The sequence below is a fragment of the Thermostichus sp. OS-CIW-31 genome (assembly GCF_054060305.1).
This window is the reverse complement of record NZ_JBSSDA010000007.1, coordinates 104,420-126,448: the sequence shown is the minus strand read 5'-3', so window position 1 is coordinate 126,448 and position 22,029 is coordinate 104,420. Positions and strand designations below refer to the sequence as shown.

Below are 22,029 nucleotides of genomic sequence, written 5' to 3'. Positions count from 1 at the left end.
ACTCCGTCCCGCTAACGCGAATGGAAACAAACAGAATGCTATCGCTGCATAGTTGAACAGTGATGTTCAGCAGTGTTCAGCGTAAATGTATCAGCTCTGCCGACTGGCGCACCGTCTCGAAAAAGTGATGGACATTGGCCTCTGGAGTGCTTGGGTGGATGCCATGGCCCAAGTTCATGATGTGTCCACGGGATCCGGCTTTTCGAATCACCTCTAGGGTGCGCTGCCGGATGAACTCCGGGGATCCCAGCAACACCATTGGATCCAGATTGCCCTGCACCGCTAGGGATCCCAGGCGAGCCCTGGCCTCTGCCATGTCGCTCATCCAATCGAGGCTGAACACGTCGATGCCGGCTTTGCCCACCCGCTCCAGCAAAGCGGCGCTGCCGTTGATGTAGAGGATCAGTGGCACCTGCGGATACCGAGCTTTCACCTGATCCACAATTTGCTTTTGGTAGGGCAAGGCCCAACACTCGTAATCGGCTGGGCTGAGCTGTCCGGCCCAAGTATCGAACAACTGCACCACCTGGGCACCGCCCTCGATCTGGTAGATCACGTAGCGGGCAATGCTGTCGGCCAGCTTGCTCAGCAACTGATGCAGCAATGGCGGCTGTGTAAAGGCCAAGCTTTTGATGTGGGCGTAATCTTTGGAGCTGCGCCCTTCCACAGCATAGCAGGCCAGAGTCCAGGGGGAGCCGACAAACCCCAGCAGCGTTGCTTTCCCTTCCACCTCGCGGCGCAGGGTGCTGAGAATGGTCTTGATAAAGGGCAGACTTTCTTCCGGTTCCAGGAGGCGGATGCGTTCAATTTGGGCTTGCGAACGAATCGGCGGGTCGATGATCGGCCCCTGATGCTCCACCAGCTCAAAAGGGATCCCCATGCCCTCAAGGGGGGTGAGGATATCGCTGAACAGGATCACCCCATCAGGGGCAAAGGCCCGAAACGGTTGCAACGAGATCTCGACGGCCAGCTCCGGGATCTCGCAACGCTGCTTAAAGGTGTACTTGCTTTGCAGCTCGCGGTAGGCCGCCATGTAGCGACCCGCCTGGCGCATCATCCAAACTGGAGGGCGCTCCAGCACTTCCCCTCGGGCCGCCCGCAGCAAACGGTCACCCAAGTGCTCCGCACCGCTGGCGGTGGAGGAGGTGGCGCTGAGCTGAACAGGCGAGTGGGACATAGGAGGGCAATCCGGCTAAAGATCCTTATGAATCCTGACATTGTGGCGACAGCAACCGCAAGTTGGCGGCTCAGGATCCCTGCAGTTTCTTCATCGGCTGCAACTTGCTGTTACTTCTTACCCTTTTGGCCTCTGGGCTGGGATCCCCAATTAAAGTGAACATGAGATAATGACACCTGACAAGTCTGTTGAAGAACGGCTCGACAAGGATCCCCCCATTGCCGAGTTGAGAGGAAACCCCGCTTGGTTGCCCAAACCTTTAACCTGAAAGCATACCTGAGCCAGCGTCAGCAACAGGTGGAAGAAGCTCTCTCTGCAGCTTTGGTTCCCGCCTATCCGGAGCGCATTTACGAGGCGATGCGCTACAGCCTATTGGCAGGGGGGAAGCGCCTCAGGCCGATCCTTTGTCTGGCTGCCTGCGAGTTGGCCGGCGGCACTGTGGAGCAGGCTCTGCCTACCGCCTGTGCCCTGGAAATGATCCACACCATGTCGCTGATCCATGACGATCTGCCGGCCATGGACAATGACGACTTTCGCCGCGGCAAACCCACCAACCACAAGGTGTTCGGCGAAGACATTGCCATCTTGGCGGGAGATGCTCTGCTGGCTTTTGCCTTTGAGCACATTGCTAGCCAAACTCAGGGGGTACCGCCGCAGTTGGTGTTACAGGTGATCGCCCGCATTGGCCATGCTGTGGCGGCAACCGGTTTGGTGGGGGGACAGGTGGTGGATCTGGAGTCGGAGGGCAAAGCCATTTCCCTGGAAACTTTGGAGTACATTCACAGCCACAAAACCGGCGCTCTATTGGAAGTCTCGGTGGTTTCGGGAGGGATCCTGGCGGGGGGAGATGAGGAGCTGCTGGACCGCCTGAGCCGCTACGCCCGCGATATTGGCTTGGCCTTTCAGATTGTGGACGACATTTTGGACATCACCGCCACCAGCGAGCAACTGGGCAAAACGGCAGGCAAGGATCAAGCTGCCGCCAAAGCCACCTATCCCAGCTTGTTGGGCCTAGAGGCCTCCCGGCAAAAAGCCGAGGAGCTGATTCAATCGGCCAAGGAAGCGTTGCGCCCCTATGGATCGCGGGCAGAGCCGCTGCTGGCTCTGGCAGATTTCATCACTCGCCGTCAGCATTAGGACAGGACAAGGGGACAAGATCAGATGGGATCCCTGGAGACCCTGCTCGCATGTCTGTGCTGGAGAGCCGTATGCTGCAACAGTTGATGGCCAATCATGTCCTCTGGGTTGCTTTGCTGGCCAGTGTGTTGGCCCAAGCCATCAAGCTGATCCTTTCCTATGTGCGGTCAGGCAAGGTTAACCTGCGAGTCTTGGTGGAAACCGGGGGAATGCCCAGCTCCCACGCAGCGTTGGTGACGGCTTTGTCCATTGGGGTGGGGATGCAGGAAGGCTGGGACAGCCTGCTGTTTGCCGCGACGGTGGTTTTCGCATTGGTGGTGATGTACGATGCCGCGGGGATCCGCCAAGCCGCCGGAAAACAGGCGCGGGTGCTGAATCGCCTCCTGGAAGAATGGTTTGAAGAAAAGGGCGCCGACCGTTTTCCAGAACCCTACCTGAAAGAATTGCTGGGGCACACTCCCGTGCAGGTCATGGCCGGCGCGGCTTTGGGGGCAGCCTGTATTACATTGTCGTTTGCCCTGGGAGTAAACTGAGAGCCATTGGGGCATGCTAAGGCAGAAGTACCGCGGGGTGGTCATGGCTTCCAGTTCTCAACCTCGTCCGATCCAACGTTGCCCTTCCTGTGGCAAGCCGATCCCAGCCTACCGGTTCAAATCTCCCTACTGTGACCACTGCGGTTGGCGGGCGGCCCCGGCAGCGCAAACCCCTCAAAAAGGCGGATCCCTGGGCCAGAAAATTGCAGCTCAGGTAAACGGGATCGGATCCCAAGGTCAACGCTTCAAGGTGCCCCCTCTGCTACAGCCGCTGCTGAACTTCAACTTTTACCTCTATCTGCTCTGGGGGATCAGCCCTCTGTTTCCGCTGGTGGTGGATCGACCCCTGCTGGCCGAATCCAACTATCTGCTCCTAATCCCGCTTTTGTTGAGCTGGGGGCTGCTTTATTTGGCGGTGCGAGATCTGCCGCTGCCGGACAATTTGCGGCTGCCGCGCCTGTTGTTGGATGTATCGTTCATCCTGCTGCCCTTCTTCCAGAAAATTAATGTGTCCAAAGCCCCCAACCGACCCTATTGGAATGCTCTGCTGATTTGGGTGATCGGGATCCTGCTGCTTGCCGCTTTGCGGCTTTGGAGCTTTAGCCTGCTCCTGACGGCGGTGACCTTGCTGTTGACCAGCTTCTGCACGTTGCTGTTTTAACCGAGATCCTTGCAAAGAACCTCAATATTTAATATTTAACATTTCATGAGCATTCCTGCTGCCCGTCAACGCTTTGCCCTTGAAATCCAATCGGAGCCCATCGATCTGGGTCGGGCGGCCCTCTGGATTGCCCAAGAAGCCTATCCCGATCTGGAGGTGGAAGAGTATGTGGCCGCTCTGGATGAGATGGCCGCAGAGGTGCAAGAGCGCCTTCCCCCGGAGCGTTATCCCCTGCGGGTCATCAAGATCTTGAATCACTATCTCTTTGAGGATCTGGGCTTTCGTGGCAATCGCGAAGATTATTACGACCCACGCAACAGCTTTTTGAACGAAGTGATCGATCGGCGCACCGGGATCCCGATTACGCTGTCGCTGATCTATCTAGAGCTGGCGCGGCGGATCGATTTTCCCATGGCAGGAGTGGGCATGCCCGGCCACTTTTTAATCCGGCCCCTGTTTGCAGGCGCCGAGATTTTTGTGGATCCCTTTCAGCAGGGGGAGATTTTATTTCCAGAAGATTGTCAAGAGCTTTTGTCGCAAATCTACGGGCCTGGGATCCCTTTCCAAGAACACCACCTACGCCCCACCCCTCCCCGCCTGATCTTGGTACGCTTGCTCAACAACCTCAAGCAAATTTATCTGAGCCGCGCCGAACTGGAACCCGCTTTGGCAGCAGCGGAACGGATCTTGTTGTTGATCCCTGAATCCTTGCCCCACCTAAGGGATCGCGGGCTGTTGTATTATCAGTTGGGCCGTTGGCAGCAAGCCTGCCAGGATCTCAAGCGCTACTTAAAACAGGCGCCTTTCCACCCCGAGATCAATCGCTCTGATGAGCATTTAATCCGGGAAATTGTCGAGAGATTGGAATCTCATCCCGACTCATGCTAGGAGCATGCACAATTGCTCTCAGTTGTGCGTTGTGTAAGTGTGTAAGTTTTGAGCAAGATCTGCCGTCGTTTGCAAGCAAGGCTAGGTTTCTAGCAGGGATCGGAAGCAGCCCTTACCTCTTGGCGCAAAATGGCTTCCACCAGCTTATCTAAAGCCTCTAGATCAGATAGATCATAGTTTTTTTCCCAGAGGATTTGGTTAATGCTGGATTCCTGCTGCAGAGTTAAAACCGAAGATTGTAAAACCTCATCGATGATCTGGCGAATGCTCATCTTAACCTCGCAATCGTGAGAAGAATTGATGGCTTTGGCTCATAAGCCTAGAATGCTGGAAACGCTCTGCGATAGCCATCGTGAGGATCACGTATTTTGACATCAGAATCTGGGGCGACTCATCCAAACCCTTTCGGGGAAATCGCCAATAGTACTTTTACGGACTTGAGCTATGGATGGCGCTGAAGTCTGCGAACTTCTCAGGATCTTCTGAGACAGACCTGCTCCCCATTGAGGGCAGCTTGGGCCTCATCATCTGTTGCGAAGGCGGTGCGAATGATGCGCTCACCGGGATGGCGATCCCCTGCCGAAAGGCCGAGATCCCGCACCACAAATGAGCGCTGGATCCAGCGGTCGAAGCCATCGTAGCGGGGAGAGAAGGCAGTCCGTCCGTGAACGGTGCGGCGATTGTCAATACAGAGCAGATCCCCTGTTTCCAGCTTGATGCCTCGGTAGACAGCGTGGATTCCCTTCCTCAGGGCTTCTAGAGCCAGACTGGCTTCGGGGGTGAGCCCCACCATCAGGTCTTCGTCGTAGTTCCAGAAGGGATCCTCTCGACGGCCATACAGCACCGGCAAAATGGGTCCATTGATCAGGGCTTGCCGGTTGCCGAAGGAGTAGTCGATGCCAGTGCGATACAGGGGTTCAAACAGCAGCTCTCGATCGCGCTCTCCCAGCAAAGGCAGGACATGACGGATGCTGGCGTAGGTGGTTTCCGCCACACGATCATGGTCGGGGCGCAGGCAAAACAGCAGCAAAAACTCCGGTGAGTGGGGATGAAAAACCGTCTCGCGGTGAAACTGTAGCCGAGTGCGGGATCCCTCGGAAGATTGCACTTCTTCGCTGTCGGGAGTAGGCACCAAGTTTTGAAACAAATCCCCGTTTTTTTCTTGGATGTAGGAGACCAAATGCCCCAAGCGGCTGCCGATCATTGCCAAGCAGCGTTCGCTGACAAAAGTGGTTTTCTCCTTAGAGCGCTGCGCCAGAGCCGGTGTGCGGGTATGGTCTAGTCCGGGATCCACGGGCAAGCCCCGCAGCAGCAGGATCCCTTCCGAATTGGAATACAACTGAAACTCCAGCAAGGCCCGCCGCAAATGTCGGGGCAGCTCATCTGCCCGCATCTCGCAGTCCAGGAGAAATTCCTCTGTTTCCCGGTAGGGATCGGGCCCAGGCGCCAAAAATAGGTTTATCGTCTTTTCATCAAAGCCCCGACAATCGATCAGCAGGCATCCTTTTGCAAGCTGTGAAGTCTTCATCACGATCCCTCACCACCCACTGCCCTAGTCATAGCAGCCACAGCAACTTTTGAGCAGGGATCCTACACTCAAAACCCAATCTCGGCGAGTGTAGCGCACTACCCTTCGGTGCTAGAACCTCAGTCTGAGGCGGGGCAGAGTTTTGCCTGCTGCATCAGAAGTTAACTGGGGATCCCCATGTCTGGGCAAGATGTCCATTAGGATGAGTTCCAGGGGCTGGCCAGCGCAGGGAACCGGCGTGAGGTGGGCAAGTGGGATCTGCCGGGTTGTGGGAAAAGCTCCAACAAAATCGCAGGCGAGGTTGCAACACCATGGCACCAACTTGGCAAACCGATGGGCATACTTGGTTCCTTCTGCCCCCTCAACCCCGCGCCGTCGTTCACTTTCTGGGTGGAGCTTTTGTGGGAGCTGCCCCGCAAGTGTTCTACAGCCGCCTGCTGGAAGAACTGGCCCGTATGGGCATGGCCGTTGTTGCCACCCCCTACACCACCGATATCGATCACGCCCAACTGGCGCTCAACGCAGCCCAATCTTTGCACAGAAGCCTGCAAAGCAAGGGTTTGCTGGAGTTGCCTCTGTTTGGCTTGGGTCATAGCCTGGGCTGTAAGTTGCAGATCCTCTCTTGTCTAGCCGTTCCTTCTCTGGGATCCCGTCGGCGAGGCAATATTTTTCTGGCCTACAGCAATGCCGGGTTGGATCGGGCTTTGCCATTGCTGCGGCTGTTGACCCAAGCTTGGCCTCAACAACAGCTCGCCGATCTGTGGCGGATGTGGATGGGATCCTCCTCGCCGCCTGTGAACCTGTGGTTGGAGTTCGAGCCTTCCCCGACAGAAACCAACCGCTTAATTGAGGAGCAGTATCCGGTTAGAAACAACCTGCTTGTGGAATTTCGACAGGATGATATTGACGACATTCCTCTGCTCTACCAGCAGCTTTGCCGCAAGTATCAAGGCCACACCGAGTGGCAGCATCTCGAGGGGGATCACCTCACTCCACTGGGTTTTAGCTATCCTTTCCAAGTCGGGGAGGAGTTCAGCCCCATCGATGCTTTTGGACAGTTGATCTACCAGAACCTACTGGCCCCCAACCACCAAATGATCCGAAGCATCCGAGCCTGGCTGGCAACCCAATTGGCCCATTGACATTCTTCCCACGGCTCAAGTCAACGGATTTTTTCACAGCTTGCAGGATTTCTCCCGCTCACTGTTGGCAAGCGGGCGGCAGGTCTTGCTACTCCATCCTTGCGGATGCAGGAGGATGCCATAACCCCAGATACTTTGGCCTTCCATTTCAAACTAGATTGAAACACTCCCTAAGCGTTCTCCGCTGCCGCCCTACCCCCAGCAAGAGAGGGGAGCTAGATGGAAATGTTTCATTCCGGCTTAAAACGACTATAAAAGCTGCGTCACAACCTCGCTAGCGGAGCTACTGCATTGGTGTAGCTCATGACCGCCCATTTACTGATCAAGCCAGCTCAAATCGGAGAGCAGATCTTGAGAGTAGGAAGAGGGGGACTGCGCTTGCAGATGAAACAACATCTGAAGGGTATCGCTCATCAGAAAGTAACAGGTCAAGACGCCGCCGGCAGCCACAGCCACCAGTGTCCCTGCCAACATGCGCGAGAACTCCTGACTCTGAAAAGCCTGCTCCATCAAGCGCAGCGCCCAGAATCCCAGGAGGACAACAATGGCAAGGATGATCAACATATCGTAATTTATTGTAACAAGCCTGCTGCTCAACGGCCATTGACAGAATTGAATAAGAACATAAGGACTCCCCTTGTCCCTCATGCTCCATGACTCTGAGTCAGTGTACAGAAGGGCTTGGCGTGCCTGGATTTGCAGCCCTTTTCGGTTGCCCTTGCTGCAGGCCATGAGCACAAAAGGGATCCCACCAGCGAAGATTGCAGGTTGGGCCGGCGTTCAAGCGGGCTACAGCCGACGCCCGTTATCGGAAATGCGGGTGGATCAGGAGCTGATGTGGCTGATTCAGGTAGGGCTGTTGCGGCGGGAAGTGGATGGGCAGGGGATCACGGATCGGTATCGTCTGGCACCTCTGGGTCGGCAGTTGCTGCAAGATCTGGAGAGGGATGAAGCTTTTGCCGGGATCTCGGCAAGCTGGGCAGACCACCTGCAGAATAGGCTGACCCGCTGGCGGCTGCTTCCCTGAGGATCCCCTACACTGGATCCAACGTTCAACGCCGCTCTCGAGGGGGGATATGGTACGGCCAAGGTTGATGCGTGTGCCCGGATCCCTGGCACTCCAACGTCCACTCCAAACCTCTTTGCAGCGGCGCAGCCAAGCAATTAACCGGCGCAGCAAGTCTATCTACCGCAAAACCCGCTCCCTCTACCGACGCAACTTGCCCCTTTATCTGCGCAATTTGCTGTTGCAATACCGCACCAGCCTTATCTACAACCTCAAAGCCAGGCCTGTCAGCAGAACCCGTCGAGGATAGCAAGCCCCCCTCTGGATCCCAGCACAACAGTCTTCACCCCGTCGGAGTTGGTGATGGAGATTGTCCACCCCCAAGCCTGTGTAACCCCGTAGGAGGGGTACTTCTTGCAGGAGACTATTGGATTGTGAAGCGGCCAACTCCCACCTTCTCGCCGTTGACATGAATCTCGACGCGGTAGCGGCCGGTGTAGGGCTGGCTGAAGCTCAAATAGCCTTGCACCGTGTCGCCGGGATCCCAGGGAACATCTAGCCTGCGGATCAGTTGCTCGCCCCCGGCTTCTCCGCCCTCGTAGTACCAGAGCATCTCCACCTTGGCGTTGACAGGAAGGTTGCCCACTGGCAAGATGGCCCAGATCAACGTGTCGGTGGTCTTGAACTCGGTTGTGGCCTCGCCAGGGCTGCTGTCCCCCCGACCTCGGTACAGGCCGATTGTCCTTAGCCCCGCCTCTTTGGGGGTTCCTTGGCTGTAGGCACGGGCATCCGCCTGCGCTTCCTGACCTAGGCGATCCAGCTCGGCCAGCAAATCTTCCTGCTGCTTCAGGGCATCGGTTGCTTCCTGCAGCCACCGGGCGATCTGCCGCTCTGCGGTTGGGGCTTCCGAAACCGGGGAAGAAGGCTGTGCAATCGCCCCGCTGAGGTTGCGAATGGGAAAACCCTGAGCTGTCCCCACCTCGCTGCCCAGTAAGTTCAGCCAGCGGCTGCGCAGTTCAGGCATCATCTGGGGCTTGGCGGCGTAGGCAATGCGCACACTGCCGCGCGGGCCTCGGGTGATCCGGCCAATCTCATGTTCCTCAACTCCACTCACCGTCCCACGGCAACCAGCACTGCGGAACTCGTAGAGCACATCTTCTTCGCTCTCCCGATGAAACTCCCAAGTCGTTTGGGGACAGTTGGCCAGGAGGTTGTCCCGCATGTGGTTGGCAAGAAAGCGCGGCGATCCCTCGACATGAACGTCCATGACGGAGAGCATCTCTCTCCAAGAGGCCAAGCTCTCTCCGGGCCGTGTGAGAAGGGTTAGAGTAAGCCCTTCCAGAGCTTGATGATCGGCGAAAACCCATTCCCCCGAATCCCCTTCGATAACAACGTTTCCCGAGGGGCTGAGGAAAGCGGATGCAAACAGCAGGCCGGCAAAAAGATTCAACACAATGCCCTTCCTTATCCTGGGATTTGTACTTGAAAGTGAGATAGGACGACTTTCAAGCCGCTCACTGGGCAAGCAAAGAAGGGCTGGACAAAGAGGCTAGAGTCTTCGTCGTTGCCATTTGCAAGGCTCACCTTAGGAAAATCTCGATAGATCCCTACAGCTTGATTTTGCTGACCTTACCAAAACGTCAATTGACCCCCCCAAAACATTGACCAGCCTAGCACAATTGAGCTCAATTCTGAACCCCACTTTGCAGAAATGCCGTGTTTTTCTGATGAGTATATCCATTTACATTGAACAGATATCAGCCTGTTCGTTCAGAAACCTGAAGCTCCCTGTATGGCAATCGAAAGCTGGTCACTTTAGTAGGTTACTGTGGCCAACTGAAGAGGAGATCTTTCCGATGATCAACCAGTTATCCCCCAAGGTCTCCAGCCGGGGCTCCACCAGTTGCCAGCTCTGGTTTACATCAGGGATCCCCTCGCCTGCTACCGGGGTTGGCGCAGCGGCTCCGCCTAGGATCTTGGGAGCGATGAAGGCGGCTACTTTCTGGATCGCCCCATCTTTGAGGGCTGCCCAGGCCAGCGTGCCCCCGCATTCCCAGAGGGCACTCAGACACCCCCGCTGAAAGAGCACCTGTGCCGCCCGCGAGGGGGTTACTTGGGGCAGATGCAGCAGCTCCACCCCCTGCTTGGCCAGGGATCCCCACAAAGGATGGGTTTCCACAGCTTCTGTGATCACCAACGTCGGCGCTTCTTCCACCTGCCACAGATGGGCGACGGGAGGTAGGTTCAGGGAACGGCTGAGGACCACCCGCAACGGCTGGGATCCCTGCAACTCCGCCAGGCGACAGGTGAGGCGCGGGTTATCCTGCCAAACGGTTCGGGATCCAACGATGACGGCATCATGCCAGGCCCGCTGTTGGTGTACCCACTGCCGCGCCAGAGGGTTGCTGATCCAGCGGCTGTGGCCGGTGGCGGCGGCGCTCTTGCCATCCAGGGTCATGGCGTATTTCAGCAGGCCGAAACACTGTTGCCGCACAATGGCGAAGGCAAACCCCTCGTTCAGCTCCTGGCACTCCCGCTCCAGCACTCCCACCGTCACGTCGATCCCCGCCTCCTGCAGGCGTCGGATCCCTTTGCCGGCCACCAAGGGATTGGGATCCTGCATCCCCACCACAACCCGCCGGATCCCGGCGGCCAGGATGGCCTCGGTACAAGGGGGAGTGCGCCCATAGTGGTTGCAGGGCTCCAGGTTGACGTAGAGCGTTGCGCCTCTGGCCAGGGATCCCGCCTGTTGCAGAGCCAACACCTCGGCATGAGGCTGCCCTGCCCCCGGATGAATGCCTTCTCCCACCACCCGATCCTCCTGCACGATCACGCAGCCCACCCGTGGATTGGGAGAGGGACGCTGAGGTGTGGAACGGGCCAGGGATAGACACCGTTCCATCCACTGCTGATCCGAAATCATAAAATGGGCATCCGCTCCAGAGCGGCTCAAGCCGGTGACAAGGCTGCCAACTTGCGGTTGAAAGCTGCAATTGCCTTGGATTCTAGCTCTACCACCTGCAATGCGTAGTCGCGGGCACGGGCCTTTTGTTCGTTGCTGACAATCTCTCCCGAACGCAGGCGATCCAACAAATCTGAGGGATCCAACACCTCATCCATCGGGAAGCGGCCCAGATGAATCATGATCGGCAGGCATATTCTTCGCCAAGAATCAGAGCGGAAGTGAGCGTGGGTGATTCCCTCTCTCCCAGCTTGAGGGTGGGACGAGCCTTGCGGCCAACCACCACCTGGCGATGGGTCTCGATCACTGCTCTGGCCCGATCCAGATCTTGATTTTTCCAATCCACAGCCAGCCTGAGGCGATGGGCGATGAAATCCGCAGTGGCGATGTAGAGCAGAGAAGGATCAAAGCATAAACCCGCGTCTGGGCAGTTGACGCCACCGTTGCACAAAACGCCGGGAAGGTGATCCCCGCCTCCACCACCGTGGTCACCCCTGAGCGGATCCCCGCCTCATCCGCCGGCAGACAAAAATCCCCCACCGACGTGAAAACCCAGTTGCCCGATTTTGTCCAATCCCTGGTCGGGATCCAGCAGATGTGCGTTGATAAACAGGGTGGCAGCCACCAGAACTCCTGCCAACAAGGCGTTAGACCGGTATTGCGGCAAGGTAAAACACTTTTTTCTTGCAATTTGTAGGCTCAACTACAAAATCCGACGCGGAGAAGACCGCAATCTGAGCGTGATACCTGCTACATCTGCCGTTTCGACAAACAGGCTCTAATATTGGGATGGTTATTCTAGGAGCTGCCTTCATGACCTCTTCCCCCCACCTGACCGCTGCAGAGGGGGCAGCGGGTTCTGCCAACGGGCTGAAGGAGGCATCCCTGTTTGGGGAACGGGATCCCTTGGCCCATTCCCTTCAAGTCAACGAAGCCTTCAACCGCAGGAACAACCTGTTGAACCGTCGCCTGCAATTGGTGGAAGAACTCTGGGAATCGGTGATCCTGCAGGAGTGCGGTCAGTCTCTGGTGGATCTGTTGCAGCGACTGCGTTCCATGTGTTCCCCAGAAGGACAAGCCCTGGAGTACCCGATCCCAGAGGTACTACAAATTATCGAGTACCTCAGCCTCGACGCCACCATCCAAACGGCACGGGCCTTTGCCCTCTTCTTCCAGTTGATCAACATTGTTGAACAGCACTACGAACGGGCAGAAGACTCGGACATGCGCATGGTGGATAGCCAACAACGTACCGTGCGAGAAAACGAAAAATTTGAACGGCTGTTCCCTTACCTGCGGGCTCAAGGGGTGCCGCCGGGCCTACTGCGCAGATTGCTGGAGCAGTTGCACATTCGCATGGTTTTTACCGCCCACCCCACCGAGATCGTCCGCCACACCATTCGCGAGAAGCAACGAGCTTTCTCTCGCCTGCTCGGCCAACTGGATTGGGCAGAACAAACCCAGCCTTTGCAGGCCCAGATGATAAAAGAACAGATGGCGGAAGAAGTCTTGCTTTGGTGGCGTACCGACGAGTTGCATCAGTCCAAGCCGACTGTTTTGAACGAAGTCGATTACACCTTGCACTATTTTGAAGAGGTGTTGTTTCAGGCCATCCCCCTGCTGCACGAGTACCTCAGCCGCAGCCTGAAAAAAGCTTTTCCCAGCGTCGAGCCGCCGCCGGCAGGATTTTGCAACTTCGGCTCATGGGTAGGCGGGGATCGGGATGGCAACCCTTCCGTTACCGCCGATGTGACTTGGCAAACGGCCCGCTATCAGCGCAACCTCATCCTGGGCAAGTACATCGAATCGGTGAAGGCTCTCACCAAAACCCTGAGCATTTCCCTGCACTGGGGGGATGTGGACAGCCAACTGCTGGATGCCCTTGAGCAGGATCACCGCCTCATGCCTGAGGTTTACGAATCGTTTTCGCTGCAATATCGCCAGGAGCCCTACCGCCTCAAGCTCAGCTACATTCAGCGGCGGCTGGAGTTGACGCGGGAGCGCAATCGCAACTTGGCCGACTCCGCTTGTTTGCCCACCCCTCCCCCCATGGACAACGCCTATGCCAACGCAGAAGAATTTCTGGCCGACTTGCAGCTTATCCAGAAAAGCTTGAAAAACAGCGGCCTTTCCTGCCGTCAGTTGGATCATCTCATTCAACAGGTACAGGTGTTTGGCTTTCACCTGGCCCATCTGGATATCCGCCAAGACAGCAGCTACCACGAAGCCGCTCTCACGGAGATTTTCGAGTACCTGCGCATTTTGCCGCGCCCCTACAGCGAGATGACGGAAGAGGAAAAAACCGCCTTTCTCCTGCAGGAGCTACAAACACGTCGGCCTCTGATACCGCTGGAGATTGCCTTTTCCGATAAGACAGCAGAGCTGATCGCCACCTTTCGCACCCTGCGCCGCATGCAGCAGGAATTCGGCCTGGCCATTTGCCAAACCTATGTAATCAGCATGAGCCGCCAGTTAAGCGACCTGTTGGAGGTGCTGCTGATGGCCAAGGAGGTGGGTCTCTACGATCCCATTAGCGGTCGCGGATCCCTGGCGGTGGTGCCGCTGTTTGAGACCGTCGAAGACCTGAAGCGGGCCCCGGAAGTTTTGCGGCAGTTGCTGGAGATCCCTTTCTATCGCCAGTACTTGGCTCAGCAGGGGAATCTACAGGAGGTGATGCTGGGCTACTCCGATAGCAACAAAGATTCCGGCTTTTTGAGCAGCAACTGGGAGATTTACAAGGCTCAACAACGCCTGCAGACGGTGGCCGAATCCTACGGGGTGAAGCTGCAGATCTTCCATGGCCGGGGCGGTTCGGTGGGCCGTGGAGGGGGCCCGGCTTACGAGGCCATCTTGGCTCAGCCAGGGCGCAGTGTGGGGGGCCGCATCAAAATTACCGAACAGGGAGAGGTGTTGGCCTCCAAGTATTCCCTCCAGGATCTGGCCATTTTTAACCTGGAAACCGTCACCAGCGCCGTGATCCAGGCCAGCCTACTGCGCACCTACCCCAACGATCTGCACGAGTGGTCGCGCCTGATGGAATCCTTGGCGGAGCGCTCCCGGCAGGTGTACCGTAACCTGGTCTACGAGCAGGAGGGCTTTGTGGAGTTTTTCCACGAGGTCACCCCCATTGAAGAGATCAGCCAACTGCAGATCAGCTCCCGTCCCGCCCGCCGCAGCGGTAGCCAAAAAGACATCGGATCCCTGCGGGCCATTCCCTGGGTATTCAGTTGGACGCAAAGCCGCTTTCTCCTGCCGGCCTGGTATGGAGTTGGCACCGCCCTACAGGAATACGTGGCCAAGGGCGAGCACAACCTCAACCACCTGCAGCACCTGTATCGCGAATGGCCTTTCTTCCGCATGGTGATCTCCAAAGTGGAGATGACCTTGGCCAAGGTGGATTTGCAAATAGCGCGTCACTACGTGCGGGAGATGAGCTCTCCAGAACGTCTAGAGCGGGCGATGGAGCTGTTTGAGTGTATTGCCCAAGAAATGCACCGCACCCGCACAATAGTGCTGCAGATTACGGGTCACAGCGAACTGTTGGAGAACGACCCTTATTTGAAGCGCTCGGTGCAGTTGCGCAACCGCTCTATTGTGCCCCTCGGCTTTATCCAAGTCTCCCTCCTCAAGCGCCTGCGAGAGCGTCAGGGATCCCGCACCGGACGAACACGCTACGACCGAGCTGAACTTCTGCGTGGAGCTTTACTTACCATTAACGGCATTGCCGCCGGGATGCGCAACACAGGCTGAGGGATCCGACTAATTGACCCTGGCGCTGCTTCTATCAAGTTCAGATCGGCATTGAGAGCCTATCAGAACAGATCGTCATCATACTCTTCTGGCTCCACCTCTACTGGCTCTACTTCGACAACGCGGCGGGAAGGACGGCGGGGGGGTTCATCTGCGTAGCTTTCCCCTTGGTCTTGGGGCAGCCGTGGGGGACGGCGGCGGGTAGCTGTACCTGTGCTGCGCTCTTCCTGCACATCCACATCCTCTGGATACTCTTCGGTGGCAGGACGACGGGGGCGGCGGGCCTCTGGCGGCGGTGCTGGTTCATCGTAGTCCGTATCCTGACGCGGGCGGACCCCTGGCTCCTCGTAATACTCATCCCCTTCGGGTCGGCGGCGGGGACGCACACGGGTATCGCTGGTCAGTTGGGGCCGCGGGCGACGGCTCGGCTCTGCGCTGCCTTCGGGAATGGAGCGGGTGGAGGAGGTGTCGCGAATACGGGATCCCTCAGCCCGGGTGGAAACCGTGCGCCCTTGGGCATAGCCGCCCGGTGGATAGGTGCGGACAAAGCCTTGCCGCCGAGTAGTCGGACGAGCCCCGCCCACCTGCCGTGCCTTTTCACTCAAGAGGATGCGCAACCGGAAAGTTTCGAGGGCAAACCAGCCGGCCATCACCGCCAACAGCACCTGGGCAAAGAACAGCAACGGAATGAGCCGCTGACCTTCCAAGAGCAAACAGACGGAATAGATCAGGCCCATCGTGGCAAAAATCACGTCGTACTCAGCGGAGGCCTCGCGCTTGATGAACCGAACCGCGAAGATGGCTCCACTGGCAATCGCCACCAGCGCTGCCATCAAAAAGTAGGGGCTTTGGGTGAGAAACATGCCAGGGATCCCTAAACGATGAAGACGGGAGAGCGTTGAGCCTTATCCATTCCACAGCCGATCCTAGCATTGATCCTCCTGGTGGCACGGACAACAAAACCCAGGTTTGGGTGTAGGGACGGGATCCCTCTTCAATAAAAGGGATCGGTGCTAAAATCGGCAGCATCTTCCTGCATGTTCCATGCTGTATCTGGCACGGGTACACAAAAAAAGTCTCTTCGGCCAGGGGGAGCTGCAGCTCTTGGCCCGGCAGGCCGAGGACGGGGTTTGGATGCCGCTGCGCAAGCCAGAAGGGGTCACCTGCAAAGAGGTTGGCCCTTACAACATTGGGGTGTTGCTGCTGGTTGAGCTTTCGGAAGAGCGGCAGGTACGGCGGGTGGAAGAGGCAGCCATGAAGCTGGTGGAGATGTTGCACAACCTATCCCGAACCCACAGTCTGGTGGATCTGTCGGAGATTGAAAGCTGGCGGCAATCCTTGACTCGGCAAAGCCAAGAGCTGAGCCGTCGCGAAGCAGAGGTGGCCGCTCGCCAAGAGCAACTGCAACAGTGGGAAAACCGTCTGCGAGAAAAGCTGTCTCCTTGAGCTCTCAGATCTACTCTTATCTTAAGTAGAGTCATTTTAAGCTAATTGAGAAGCCCCCCAAGTGCTCTGTGCCGCTGCCATCACCCCATCTCCCAAAAAGAAAGGGGAGCTGGATGGAAATGTTTCATACCTGTTTAAAATGACTGTAAGTCCAAGTAAGTCTATGAGTGAATCTGGATGTTCTGCGCCTTCCCAAATCAGTAGTGATACGACCCGGATCAACTTGAGTTAAGCCATTCTTTTCCCCCAGAATAAGCGGGGCAAATCCGGGATCCATCATGCCCCATGTTGCCCATGGCAACAGACTGTCCCACCTCCAGTGTAGAAATCCCCCGACTTTAGTCGGTGAGAGTGTCAACCCTGTGCTGGTGCTGTATGGATCGATCAAACAGTGCTGAGATCTGGCCTTAACTCGCGGGCACCTCGCAGATAAACATGCTGCATATCAGCTTGGGCAAGGGGAGTATTCAACTGGATCAAAACCCGAATGCAACGGGGTAAGTCGCCGCTCACCTCCATCTGTTGCACATCCAACAGAGGCACCGACTCCCAACCGGGGCGACGACGAGCAAACTGGGCGGGAAAAGCTGCATTTAAATCAGGGGTAACGGAAAAAATAACGCTGACTAGTTCAGCCGGATCGAGGGCGTTGCGGTGCTCTAGCGTATCCAGCAGCTCAGCCACCGCCGCGCCAATGGCCTCGGCACTGTTTGTAGGTACGGTGATGGCTCCCCGAATTGCTCTGACTCGCCACCCCAATGGCCACACCCTCGCGCGCTTGAGCTCGCCTTGCTTCCAGAAAATTATACAGACTCATCCCTGTTGGGATCCCATCCCTCTGGGGAAAACCAGCCCCCATCGCCTAGCTGGGCTGCAGGAGCTTTTCCAGGATCTGCTCGTGGCTGAGGCCGGAGTCCACCCAGGCTTCTCCCTCTTTGAGGCGGGCAGCAGCGGTCACGACAAACAAATTGCTCTCTGCTCCCAAAGCCTCGCTGGCAGTTTGCACGCAGAGCAAATCCTGGCCGGTTAGCTGGCTAAACCAGGTGGCCAACAGCCCTGCCTCCAAAAAGCCCATCGGCCGCTTGAAATGGGGAGGGGTGACAGCAGCGAAGGGAGAATTGCGAATCGACACCACCAGGACTCCCTGATCTTTGTAAGTCCAGTCGATCTCGATCAATCCCCAGCCATGAGTTTTCCAGGCTTGTCTCAGACTTTGCAGGAAAAGGCCCATCTCCAGCTCGGCCAAAGGCTTCTGGTAGTAGTCGGAGAGTTCTTGGGCAAAACGGCGGAAAAACTCCTTGCCCCACATCCGACCACAGTTGCGCAATACCAAACGAGCAGCCTGGCCAGTCTCGTATTCCAGGCCCGTGTAGATGCCCCGCAGCAATGCTTCTGGAAGGGCCAAGAGACGTTCACCGTGGCGACTTTCCAGTAAGCCCGATTCCAAATCGCTTCGCAGATAAGCGCTGGGTGTGTAGTAGTTGGCCAAAACGGGCGTGTAGGGATCAAAGGTGACTGAGCCATTGGAGATAGAGCTAGTGCCGGTCATAAGGGATCCCCTGGTTATCCAATCCAAGTCGTTATTGAGCTTTAAGCATCCAAATAGGAGCAGGGTGCAGTTGACAGTTCGTTGGTTGTTGAGCTGGGAGAACGGTTGTTTACGCTCCAAATCTTATGGCGATCCCTCCAGCAATTGAATACCCCTTGGGCAGATTTACTACAACGCTAACATTAACTCCAACGACACTGAAGTCTCCGGCTAGTTGAGATAGAGCGCTCTAGCACCGAAAAATGCAAAAAGCAAAAAAGTATCTAGCTCTAAAAAAAGTATCTAGCTCTAAAACAGCAAGGCCACCTGTACCTGGGTGATTAAGGGGCGGATAAACTCCAACTCTCCAGGAGCCAAATGGTCTCTCAGCTCTTGCTGGAAAATCCGATAGGCAACCTCATAAACCCTCTGCAGCCCGTACAGGCGCACCTCTTCCTCCATCCACTCGAGCAGCCGCTCTTTCAGGAGGTTTTCGTCCTGCAGCAACATGGCCATAGCGCTGTGACGCAGCAGCAACAGCAGGTGTCGCCGGCACAGATCCAACACTTGGGGGGAAAGGTCGGGCATCTCTTTTTGCAGGGCATCTAGGGTTTTGCTCACCACCTGGCTCTCCCGTTCCCGCAAAACTCGGTACACATGTTGTCGTTTTGGCCAGCCGAGAACATAGGCCTTCAGATGCTCCAGCTCCTCTGGCTTGAGGTAGCGGGCTTCCGACTCGATCAGCATCTGCTCCAAGGGGCTTACCATCTCGCTTCTTCCGGATGTCAGTGGGTGCTAGGAGACTCAAAACAAGCTGAACAGATCTGCCAAGGTGATCTGTTCTTCTGCCGGCTCGGGTTCTGGTGCTGCCGACAGGGATCCCAGAGAATGCGCAGCCAAACTCAGGGGATCCCCCGCCCAGGGGATGGAACCAAAATGCTCCCGCACTTGCAGAAAAGGCATTGGCAGAGAGCGCATCTGTAGGGGGCGGTTATCCCAATTTAGACGGGCAAAAAAGCTCTGCACCGAATCTTCTAAAGCAATCTTCCAGGTCATGCCTTAGCTACTCCCTGACCTGAACGCAATTTTTGGGCAATTTCACCAGCACTGGCCCCTTCGTTCAGCCAGAAGGCAGCCGCATCGATGCGATCTTTGCTGCCGAGCAAAAACTTGCAGTAGCTTTCCCCCATAGAATAGCACTGGATCTCGATGCAGTTGAGCTGCCGTTCCACCATGGTGCTAAAAAAGCCGGCAAATAATCCGGCGTAAAGATGACAGACAGGTTTACCGACATCCCCCAGGGTGCGGGCCACGGCGGAGTCAAAGAGGTTGATGAAAATAAACCCTTGCCGCCGACTCTCGGTCTCCACCTCCCAGCGCCCCCATCCTTGGGAGGTCAGAGGCCACCACCAGGTTTCCAAGAGAAACATTAGATTACTCTGCTTGGGGTGGCGCCGATATTCCTCCTCAAACCAGCGGGAAAAATGGAGGGCATCGTTGCGTCCCCACTCTCGGCCAATGGTGTACATCAGAGAAGCCGAGGCATCTCCCACTTCTTCCTCCAGGCCCTGCTGTAAACCCAGGATAAAGTCTTCGCTCACCAAGACATTGCGGGCACCCGTCCAGTCCACAAGGGATCCCTGGGAGAGGTCAAAGCGAAAAAAGTCTTCGCGGCTGTAGTGGTTATGCCGTTGGGCGGCAGGCTGAAGAGGTATCTCAATGGGGGCAGTCGTCATGGTTGGGTGAGGAGAGATCAGATTTTTTAACACTCCTTATCATACCCTTCTTAATTGGCATTTTTACCAAAAAACTGGGTCTAAAGCCTCGTCCTCAAGGCCTACGGCCCGCTGACGCAGTTGCAACAGCGTTGCGGAGCAATGGGGGACGGCTTTGGGATAGACTCAGGGCGACGGCAGGGTAGTCAACCGCTCCAAAAACCCAGCAGGAGTGGGTCAACTGGAGAAAACTGCCCTCAGAGGGAGACAGAAAAGCCCTGAGTTGTTGTAAAGATTTATTCAAAAATTGGGAAGAAGAGCTGTACAGGGATCCGGAGCAGTACTTAAGACTGAGGCCTGACCTTGATGAAAGCAATGGCAGACCGCCACAGCAGCGACTCCCGCCCCTCGGCATCGGCTAAACAGAGGCAATCGGGATCCTGCCAGCGCAACTGGCCGACGAAGACATCTCCGGTATTGAGTTTGACCTCGAGGGTTTCCCGATCCTTGATGACCTTCTGCAGGCGACGCACGCTCGGGATCCCGGTGTTGAAATCGGTCACGACAGCCCTATCAGCCAGCGAGAAACGGTATGTCAGCAAGCCCACTGCCCCCAGTATAGGGGATCCCTGCCGCTTCCCACTGCCCCTCCACCACACTTCCACAACTTGGGCTCAAAACTCGCCCTCATCTTTGCCCATTTTTTCTGCTGGCGAGTACTATGTAGGGGGGATGGCGCTTAGAAAAGCGGTAAACCTTTCGAGTTCGCCGTCTTTTTTAAGCGAATCTACGGGTGTTCTCCCCGAAAAAAGCCAGCACAATAGGGCTAGGGTGATAGAGGGTGCGGCTGTCGCCCTAGGGAAGCTGAATCCTCAGCTGGGATCCCTTCTACATGCCATTTTGCCGCCGAGTTGTCTGTCCTTTTCAACCCTCATCAGTATCAGCAGTATCAGTGCAGGAGAGATCGTTATGGCAGTTGAGAAAGTGAACTCCTCGTCCAGCTTGGCCGAAGTGATCGATCGCATCTTGGACAAAGGTATCGTTGTCGATGCCTGGGTGCGGGTTTCTTTGGTTGGGATCGAGCTGTTGGCCATTGAAGCCCGCGTCGTTGTGGCTTCCGTGGAAACCTACCTGAAGTACGCTGAGGCTGTGGGTCTGACGGCTACTGCTGCTGCTCCTGCCGTCTAAATCTGGCCCAATCACTCAATCCCCTTGCCTTCAATACCGTGATGGTTTGACGGGTCATGGGTCTTGGGCGGGGGTCTGGAGCTGGCCGCTGTGAAGGCTCTCGGAAAGCGAGGCAGGGATCCACCGCCGGTCTCTGCCTTGCTTCTGCGGGTTTTGTTCGAGGATTGAGTCTTGCAGCCGCACTGAGCTACAGGTTGGCAGTGCCATCCAGTTGGGAACAGGCAGAGAAGCTGTATCCACCCAAGCATTGAAAACGACGTGAGGGATTGGAGATCATGAGTTTGCAGGAACAATGGGCCATGGCCCGCAGCCAGCGGGTGGCTCAGAATCGAAGTTTGTTAAGCCGATCCCGGCAGCAGCGCCTAGAGCAGCACCAAGCCCTGATGGTTGAGCTGGGGCAGCGCCGCCAGCAACGACAAGAAGCAATACGGCACCAGACGGAGCAAACCCGCAGCCAATTGCAGAAACTGAGGCAGGAGCGGGCTGTGAGGCGATCCCTGGACGAATGCTCCCGTTCGGAAGCGGCGGCTCAGCGGGCCAAGTCGGTGGCAGAGCGTCTTGCTTGCCTGGAGCGGGAACGGGCTGCTCAATTGGAAGTCAGCCGGCAGCAATTGCAGGCTTTCCGGGCTAACTTGACTGCGGCTGTGGAGCATTTGCTGAGCACCTATACGCAGGCTCGGCAGGCGATGGCCGACAAAACTCAGCAAGCGCGGCAGTCTTTTTGCGCCGATTTGCGGCAGTGGGTACAGGCTCTCCGGCAAATGGCTCGACAGGAGCTGGCTCAGATGGCTCAGGAACAGCAAGCCCAGGCCCAGGCCCTGCGGGGATCCCTGGCCACTTTCCGGGCGGAGTTGCATAAGCAGGTGTGGGGCAATGGGATCCCTGTCCTCGCCCCAGAACCTGAGGTCTCCATTTCCGGTGAAGGTTCTGGCAGTTCCGTTGAGATTGCCGGTGAGGCGCCAATATCTGCCTCTGACTCAACGCCCATAGCCGAAGACCAAGCCCCGGTGGAGCCGCCTGCTCCCGTCTCTGTTCCCCAGCCCCAGCCCTCGGAGGGTTTAATAACGCCTGAACCCCCTGAAGTTCCGCCTACTGTTGAGAAACAGGTGGATCCCATCCTTGACTATGTCAACAAGTATGTGAGTGATCTACAAGCGCAGGATCCCAACTTGACCCTGCTGCAGGTAATTGGGGATCGGGAACGGGTGCGGGATTTGTTGGCCCGCGGCGCGGTGGATCTGGGGTTGGATCCCTCGGAAATCTTGGCTACGCTGCGGCGCATGGTGTCGGGGACGGTCGCAGTTTAGTTGTGCCGAGCGCAGGAAGAACATCCGGGCTATAGTCAAGGCAAAGGAGTCTAGGGCAGCA

27 protein-coding genes are annotated in these 22,029 nt (G+C 56.7%); 11 read left to right on the top strand and 16 right to left on the bottom strand.

Annotated elements, in window-relative coordinates; translation table 11 throughout:
• Nucleotides 1-76: 76 nt before the first annotated feature.
• Complete coding sequence (hemE, locus tag ACVWY9_RS06270; protein WP_457387799.1) at nucleotides 77-1,177, bottom strand: uroporphyrinogen decarboxylase; 1,101 nt, start codon at nucleotides 1,175-1,177, stop codon at nucleotides 77-79.
• A gap of 243 nt (nucleotides 1,178-1,420) precedes the next feature.
• Between hemE and crtE the strand changes: the two genes are divergently transcribed.
• Genes crtE through ACVWY9_RS06250 form a run of 4 tightly spaced genes read left to right on the top strand, consistent with a single transcriptional unit; the run spans nucleotide 1,421 to nucleotide 4,396 of the window.
• Nucleotides 1,421-2,314 carry a geranylgeranyl diphosphate synthase CrtE gene (gene crtE / locus ACVWY9_RS06265; protein WP_414328882.1) on the top strand — a complete coding sequence of 298 codons (894 nt, stop codon included), beginning with the start codon at nucleotides 1,421-1,423 and terminating at the stop codon, nucleotides 2,312-2,314.
• Nucleotides 2,315-2,364: 50 nt separating this feature from the next.
• Nucleotides 2,365-2,847: a divergent PAP2 family protein gene (locus tag ACVWY9_RS06260; protein WP_414328881.1), complete on the top strand. Its 483-nt coding sequence runs from the start codon at nucleotides 2,365-2,367 to the stop codon at nucleotides 2,845-2,847.
• A 43-nt stretch (nucleotides 2,848-2,890) separates the two neighbouring features.
• A complete protein-coding gene (locus ACVWY9_RS06255; RefSeq protein ID WP_457387798.1) occupies nucleotides 2,891-3,508 on the top strand; it encodes a hypothetical protein in 618 nt (205 codons plus the stop codon).
• Nucleotides 3,509-3,553: 45 nt separating this feature from the next.
• Nucleotides 3,554-4,396 carry a SirB1 family protein gene (locus ACVWY9_RS06250; protein ID WP_414350903.1) on the top strand — a complete coding sequence of 281 codons (843 nt, stop codon included), beginning with the start codon at nucleotides 3,554-3,556 and terminating at the stop codon, nucleotides 4,394-4,396.
• 89 nt (nucleotides 4,397-4,485) lie between these two features.
• On the opposite strand, the gene ACVWY9_RS06245 is transcribed toward ACVWY9_RS06250, so the two are convergent.
• Both ACVWY9_RS06245 and ACVWY9_RS06240 read right to left on the bottom strand, forming a co-directional pair.
• The gene (locus ACVWY9_RS06245) at nucleotides 4,486-4,668 is read right to left on the bottom strand and encodes a hypothetical protein (RefSeq protein WP_414342619.1); all 183 of its coding nucleotides are present in this window, start codon (nucleotides 4,666-4,668) and stop codon (nucleotides 4,486-4,488) included.
• Between the two features lie 200 nt (nucleotides 4,669-4,868).
• Nucleotides 4,869-5,924: a TauD/TfdA family dioxygenase gene (locus tag ACVWY9_RS06240; RefSeq protein ID WP_457387797.1), complete on the bottom strand. Its 1,056-nt coding sequence runs from the start codon at nucleotides 5,922-5,924 to the stop codon at nucleotides 4,869-4,871.
• A gap of 311 nt (nucleotides 5,925-6,235) precedes the next feature.
• On the opposite strand from ACVWY9_RS06240, the gene ACVWY9_RS06235 reads away from it, so the two are divergent.
• Nucleotides 6,236-7,066, top strand: a complete 831-nt coding sequence (locus ACVWY9_RS06235) for a DUF1350 family protein (protein ID WP_011433447.1) — start codon at nucleotides 6,236-6,238, stop codon at nucleotides 7,064-7,066.
• A gap of 315 nt (nucleotides 7,067-7,381) precedes the next feature.
• Here the strand turns inward: ACVWY9_RS06235 and ACVWY9_RS06230 are convergent, their stop codons facing one another.
• Nucleotides 7,382-7,630 carry a hypothetical protein gene (locus tag ACVWY9_RS06230; protein WP_011433446.1) on the bottom strand — a complete coding sequence of 83 codons (249 nt, stop codon included), beginning with the start codon at nucleotides 7,628-7,630 and terminating at the stop codon, nucleotides 7,382-7,384.
• Nucleotides 7,631-7,712: 82 nt separating this feature from the next.
• On the opposite strand from ACVWY9_RS06230, the gene ACVWY9_RS06225 reads away from it, so the two are divergent.
• Nucleotides 7,713-8,093, top strand: coding sequence for an Npun_F0494 family protein (locus ACVWY9_RS06225; RefSeq protein WP_011433445.1), 381 nt, complete (start codon nucleotides 7,713-7,715; stop codon nucleotides 8,091-8,093).
• A gap of 49 nt (nucleotides 8,094-8,142) precedes the next feature.
• On the top strand, nucleotides 8,143-8,382 hold the full coding sequence (locus ACVWY9_RS06220; RefSeq protein WP_148202739.1) for a hypothetical protein: 240 nt from the start codon (nucleotides 8,143-8,145) through the stop codon (nucleotides 8,380-8,382).
• A gap of 114 nt (nucleotides 8,383-8,496) precedes the next feature.
• Here ACVWY9_RS06220 and ACVWY9_RS06215 read toward each other — a convergent pair whose 3' ends face one another.
• The 5 genes from ACVWY9_RS06215 to ACVWY9_RS06195 form a co-directional block, all read right to left on the bottom strand.
• Nucleotides 8,497-9,525 (bottom strand): hypothetical protein, encoded by a 1,029-nt coding sequence (locus tag ACVWY9_RS06215; protein WP_457387796.1) that lies wholly within the window; start codon nucleotides 9,523-9,525, stop codon nucleotides 8,497-8,499.
• 357 nt (nucleotides 9,526-9,882) lie between these two features.
• Nucleotides 9,883-10,995, bottom strand: coding sequence for a bifunctional diaminohydroxyphosphoribosylaminopyrimidine deaminase/5-amino-6-(5-phosphoribosylamino)uracil reductase RibD (ribD, locus tag ACVWY9_RS06210; protein WP_457387795.1), 1,113 nt, complete (start codon nucleotides 10,993-10,995; stop codon nucleotides 9,883-9,885).
• A gap of 26 nt (nucleotides 10,996-11,021) precedes the next feature.
• Nucleotides 11,022-11,216 carry a hypothetical protein gene (locus ACVWY9_RS06205; RefSeq protein WP_457387794.1) on the bottom strand — a complete coding sequence of 65 codons (195 nt, stop codon included), beginning with the start codon at nucleotides 11,214-11,216 and terminating at the stop codon, nucleotides 11,022-11,024.
• A 121-nt stretch (nucleotides 11,217-11,337) separates the two neighbouring features.
• A complete protein-coding gene (locus ACVWY9_RS06200) occupies nucleotides 11,338-11,574 on the bottom strand; it encodes a hypothetical protein (protein ID WP_457387793.1) in 237 nt (78 codons plus the stop codon).
• Nucleotides 11,546-11,674 carry a hypothetical protein gene (locus ACVWY9_RS06195; RefSeq protein ID WP_457387792.1) on the bottom strand — a complete coding sequence of 43 codons (129 nt, stop codon included), beginning with the start codon at nucleotides 11,672-11,674 and terminating at the stop codon, nucleotides 11,546-11,548. Before ACVWY9_RS06195 ends, ACVWY9_RS06200 begins: the two co-directional genes overlap by 29 nt.
• A 173-nt stretch (nucleotides 11,675-11,847) precedes the next feature.
• Here ACVWY9_RS06195 and ppc point away from each other — a divergent pair, with 173 nt between their 5' ends.
• The gene (gene ppc, locus ACVWY9_RS06190) at nucleotides 11,848-14,784 is read left to right on the top strand and encodes a phosphoenolpyruvate carboxylase (RefSeq protein ID WP_457387791.1); all 2,937 of its coding nucleotides are present in this window, start codon (nucleotides 11,848-11,850) and stop codon (nucleotides 14,782-14,784) included.
• A 62-nt stretch (nucleotides 14,785-14,846) separates the two neighbouring features.
• Here the strand turns inward: ppc and ACVWY9_RS06185 are convergent, their stop codons facing one another.
• Nucleotides 14,847-15,647, bottom strand: a complete 801-nt coding sequence (locus ACVWY9_RS06185) for a Ycf66 family protein (RefSeq protein ID WP_414350922.1) — start codon at nucleotides 15,645-15,647, stop codon at nucleotides 14,847-14,849.
• A 181-nt stretch (nucleotides 15,648-15,828) separates the two neighbouring features.
• Between ACVWY9_RS06185 and ACVWY9_RS06180 the strand changes: the two genes are divergently transcribed.
• The gene (locus ACVWY9_RS06180; protein WP_414330894.1) at nucleotides 15,829-16,230 is read left to right on the top strand and encodes a hypothetical protein; all 402 of its coding nucleotides are present in this window, start codon (nucleotides 15,829-15,831) and stop codon (nucleotides 16,228-16,230) included.
• 384 nt (nucleotides 16,231-16,614) lie between these two features.
• Here ACVWY9_RS06180 and aroH read toward each other — a convergent pair whose 3' ends face one another.
• The 6 genes from aroH to ACVWY9_RS06150 all read right to left on the bottom strand — a co-directional run bounded on the left by aroH (nucleotide 16,615) and on the right by ACVWY9_RS06150 (nucleotide 20,138).
• Entirely contained in the window at nucleotides 16,615-16,989 is a 375-nt protein-coding gene (aroH, locus tag ACVWY9_RS06175) for a chorismate mutase (protein WP_011433434.1), read from the bottom strand.
• Between the two features lie 103 nt (nucleotides 16,990-17,092).
• Entirely contained in the window at nucleotides 17,093-17,779 is a 687-nt protein-coding gene (locus ACVWY9_RS06170; protein ID WP_414419025.1) for a V4R domain-containing protein, read from the bottom strand.
• Between the two features lie 288 nt (nucleotides 17,780-18,067).
• Nucleotides 18,068-18,526, bottom strand: a complete 459-nt coding sequence (locus ACVWY9_RS06165) for a globin family protein (RefSeq protein ID WP_041436599.1) — start codon at nucleotides 18,524-18,526, stop codon at nucleotides 18,068-18,070.
• Between the two features lie 36 nt (nucleotides 18,527-18,562).
• Nucleotides 18,563-18,814, bottom strand: coding sequence for a hypothetical protein (locus ACVWY9_RS06160; protein WP_414399553.1), 252 nt, complete (start codon nucleotides 18,812-18,814; stop codon nucleotides 18,563-18,565).
• A complete protein-coding gene (locus tag ACVWY9_RS06155) occupies nucleotides 18,811-19,494 on the bottom strand; it encodes a V4R domain-containing protein (RefSeq protein ID WP_414330909.1) in 684 nt (227 codons plus the stop codon). Before ACVWY9_RS06155 ends, ACVWY9_RS06160 begins: the two co-directional genes overlap by 4 nt.
• A gap of 323 nt (nucleotides 19,495-19,817) precedes the next feature.
• Complete coding sequence (locus tag ACVWY9_RS06150) at nucleotides 19,818-20,138, bottom strand: Hfq-related RNA-binding protein (RefSeq protein WP_414415719.1); 321 nt, start codon at nucleotides 20,136-20,138, stop codon at nucleotides 19,818-19,820.
• Nucleotides 20,139-20,442: 304 nt separating this feature from the next.
• Here ACVWY9_RS06150 and gvpA point away from each other — a divergent pair, with 304 nt between their 5' ends.
• Both gvpA and gvpC read left to right on the top strand, forming a co-directional pair.
• Nucleotides 20,443-20,661 carry a gas vesicle structural protein GvpA gene (gene gvpA / locus ACVWY9_RS06145; RefSeq protein ID WP_011429717.1) on the top strand — a complete coding sequence of 73 codons (219 nt, stop codon included), beginning with the start codon at nucleotides 20,443-20,445 and terminating at the stop codon, nucleotides 20,659-20,661.
• Between the two features lie 275 nt (nucleotides 20,662-20,936).
• Nucleotides 20,937-21,968, top strand: a complete 1,032-nt coding sequence (gene gvpC / locus ACVWY9_RS06140; RefSeq protein WP_457387790.1) for a gas vesicle protein GvpC — start codon at nucleotides 20,937-20,939, stop codon at nucleotides 21,966-21,968.
• Nucleotides 21,969-22,029: the final 61 nt, after the last annotated feature.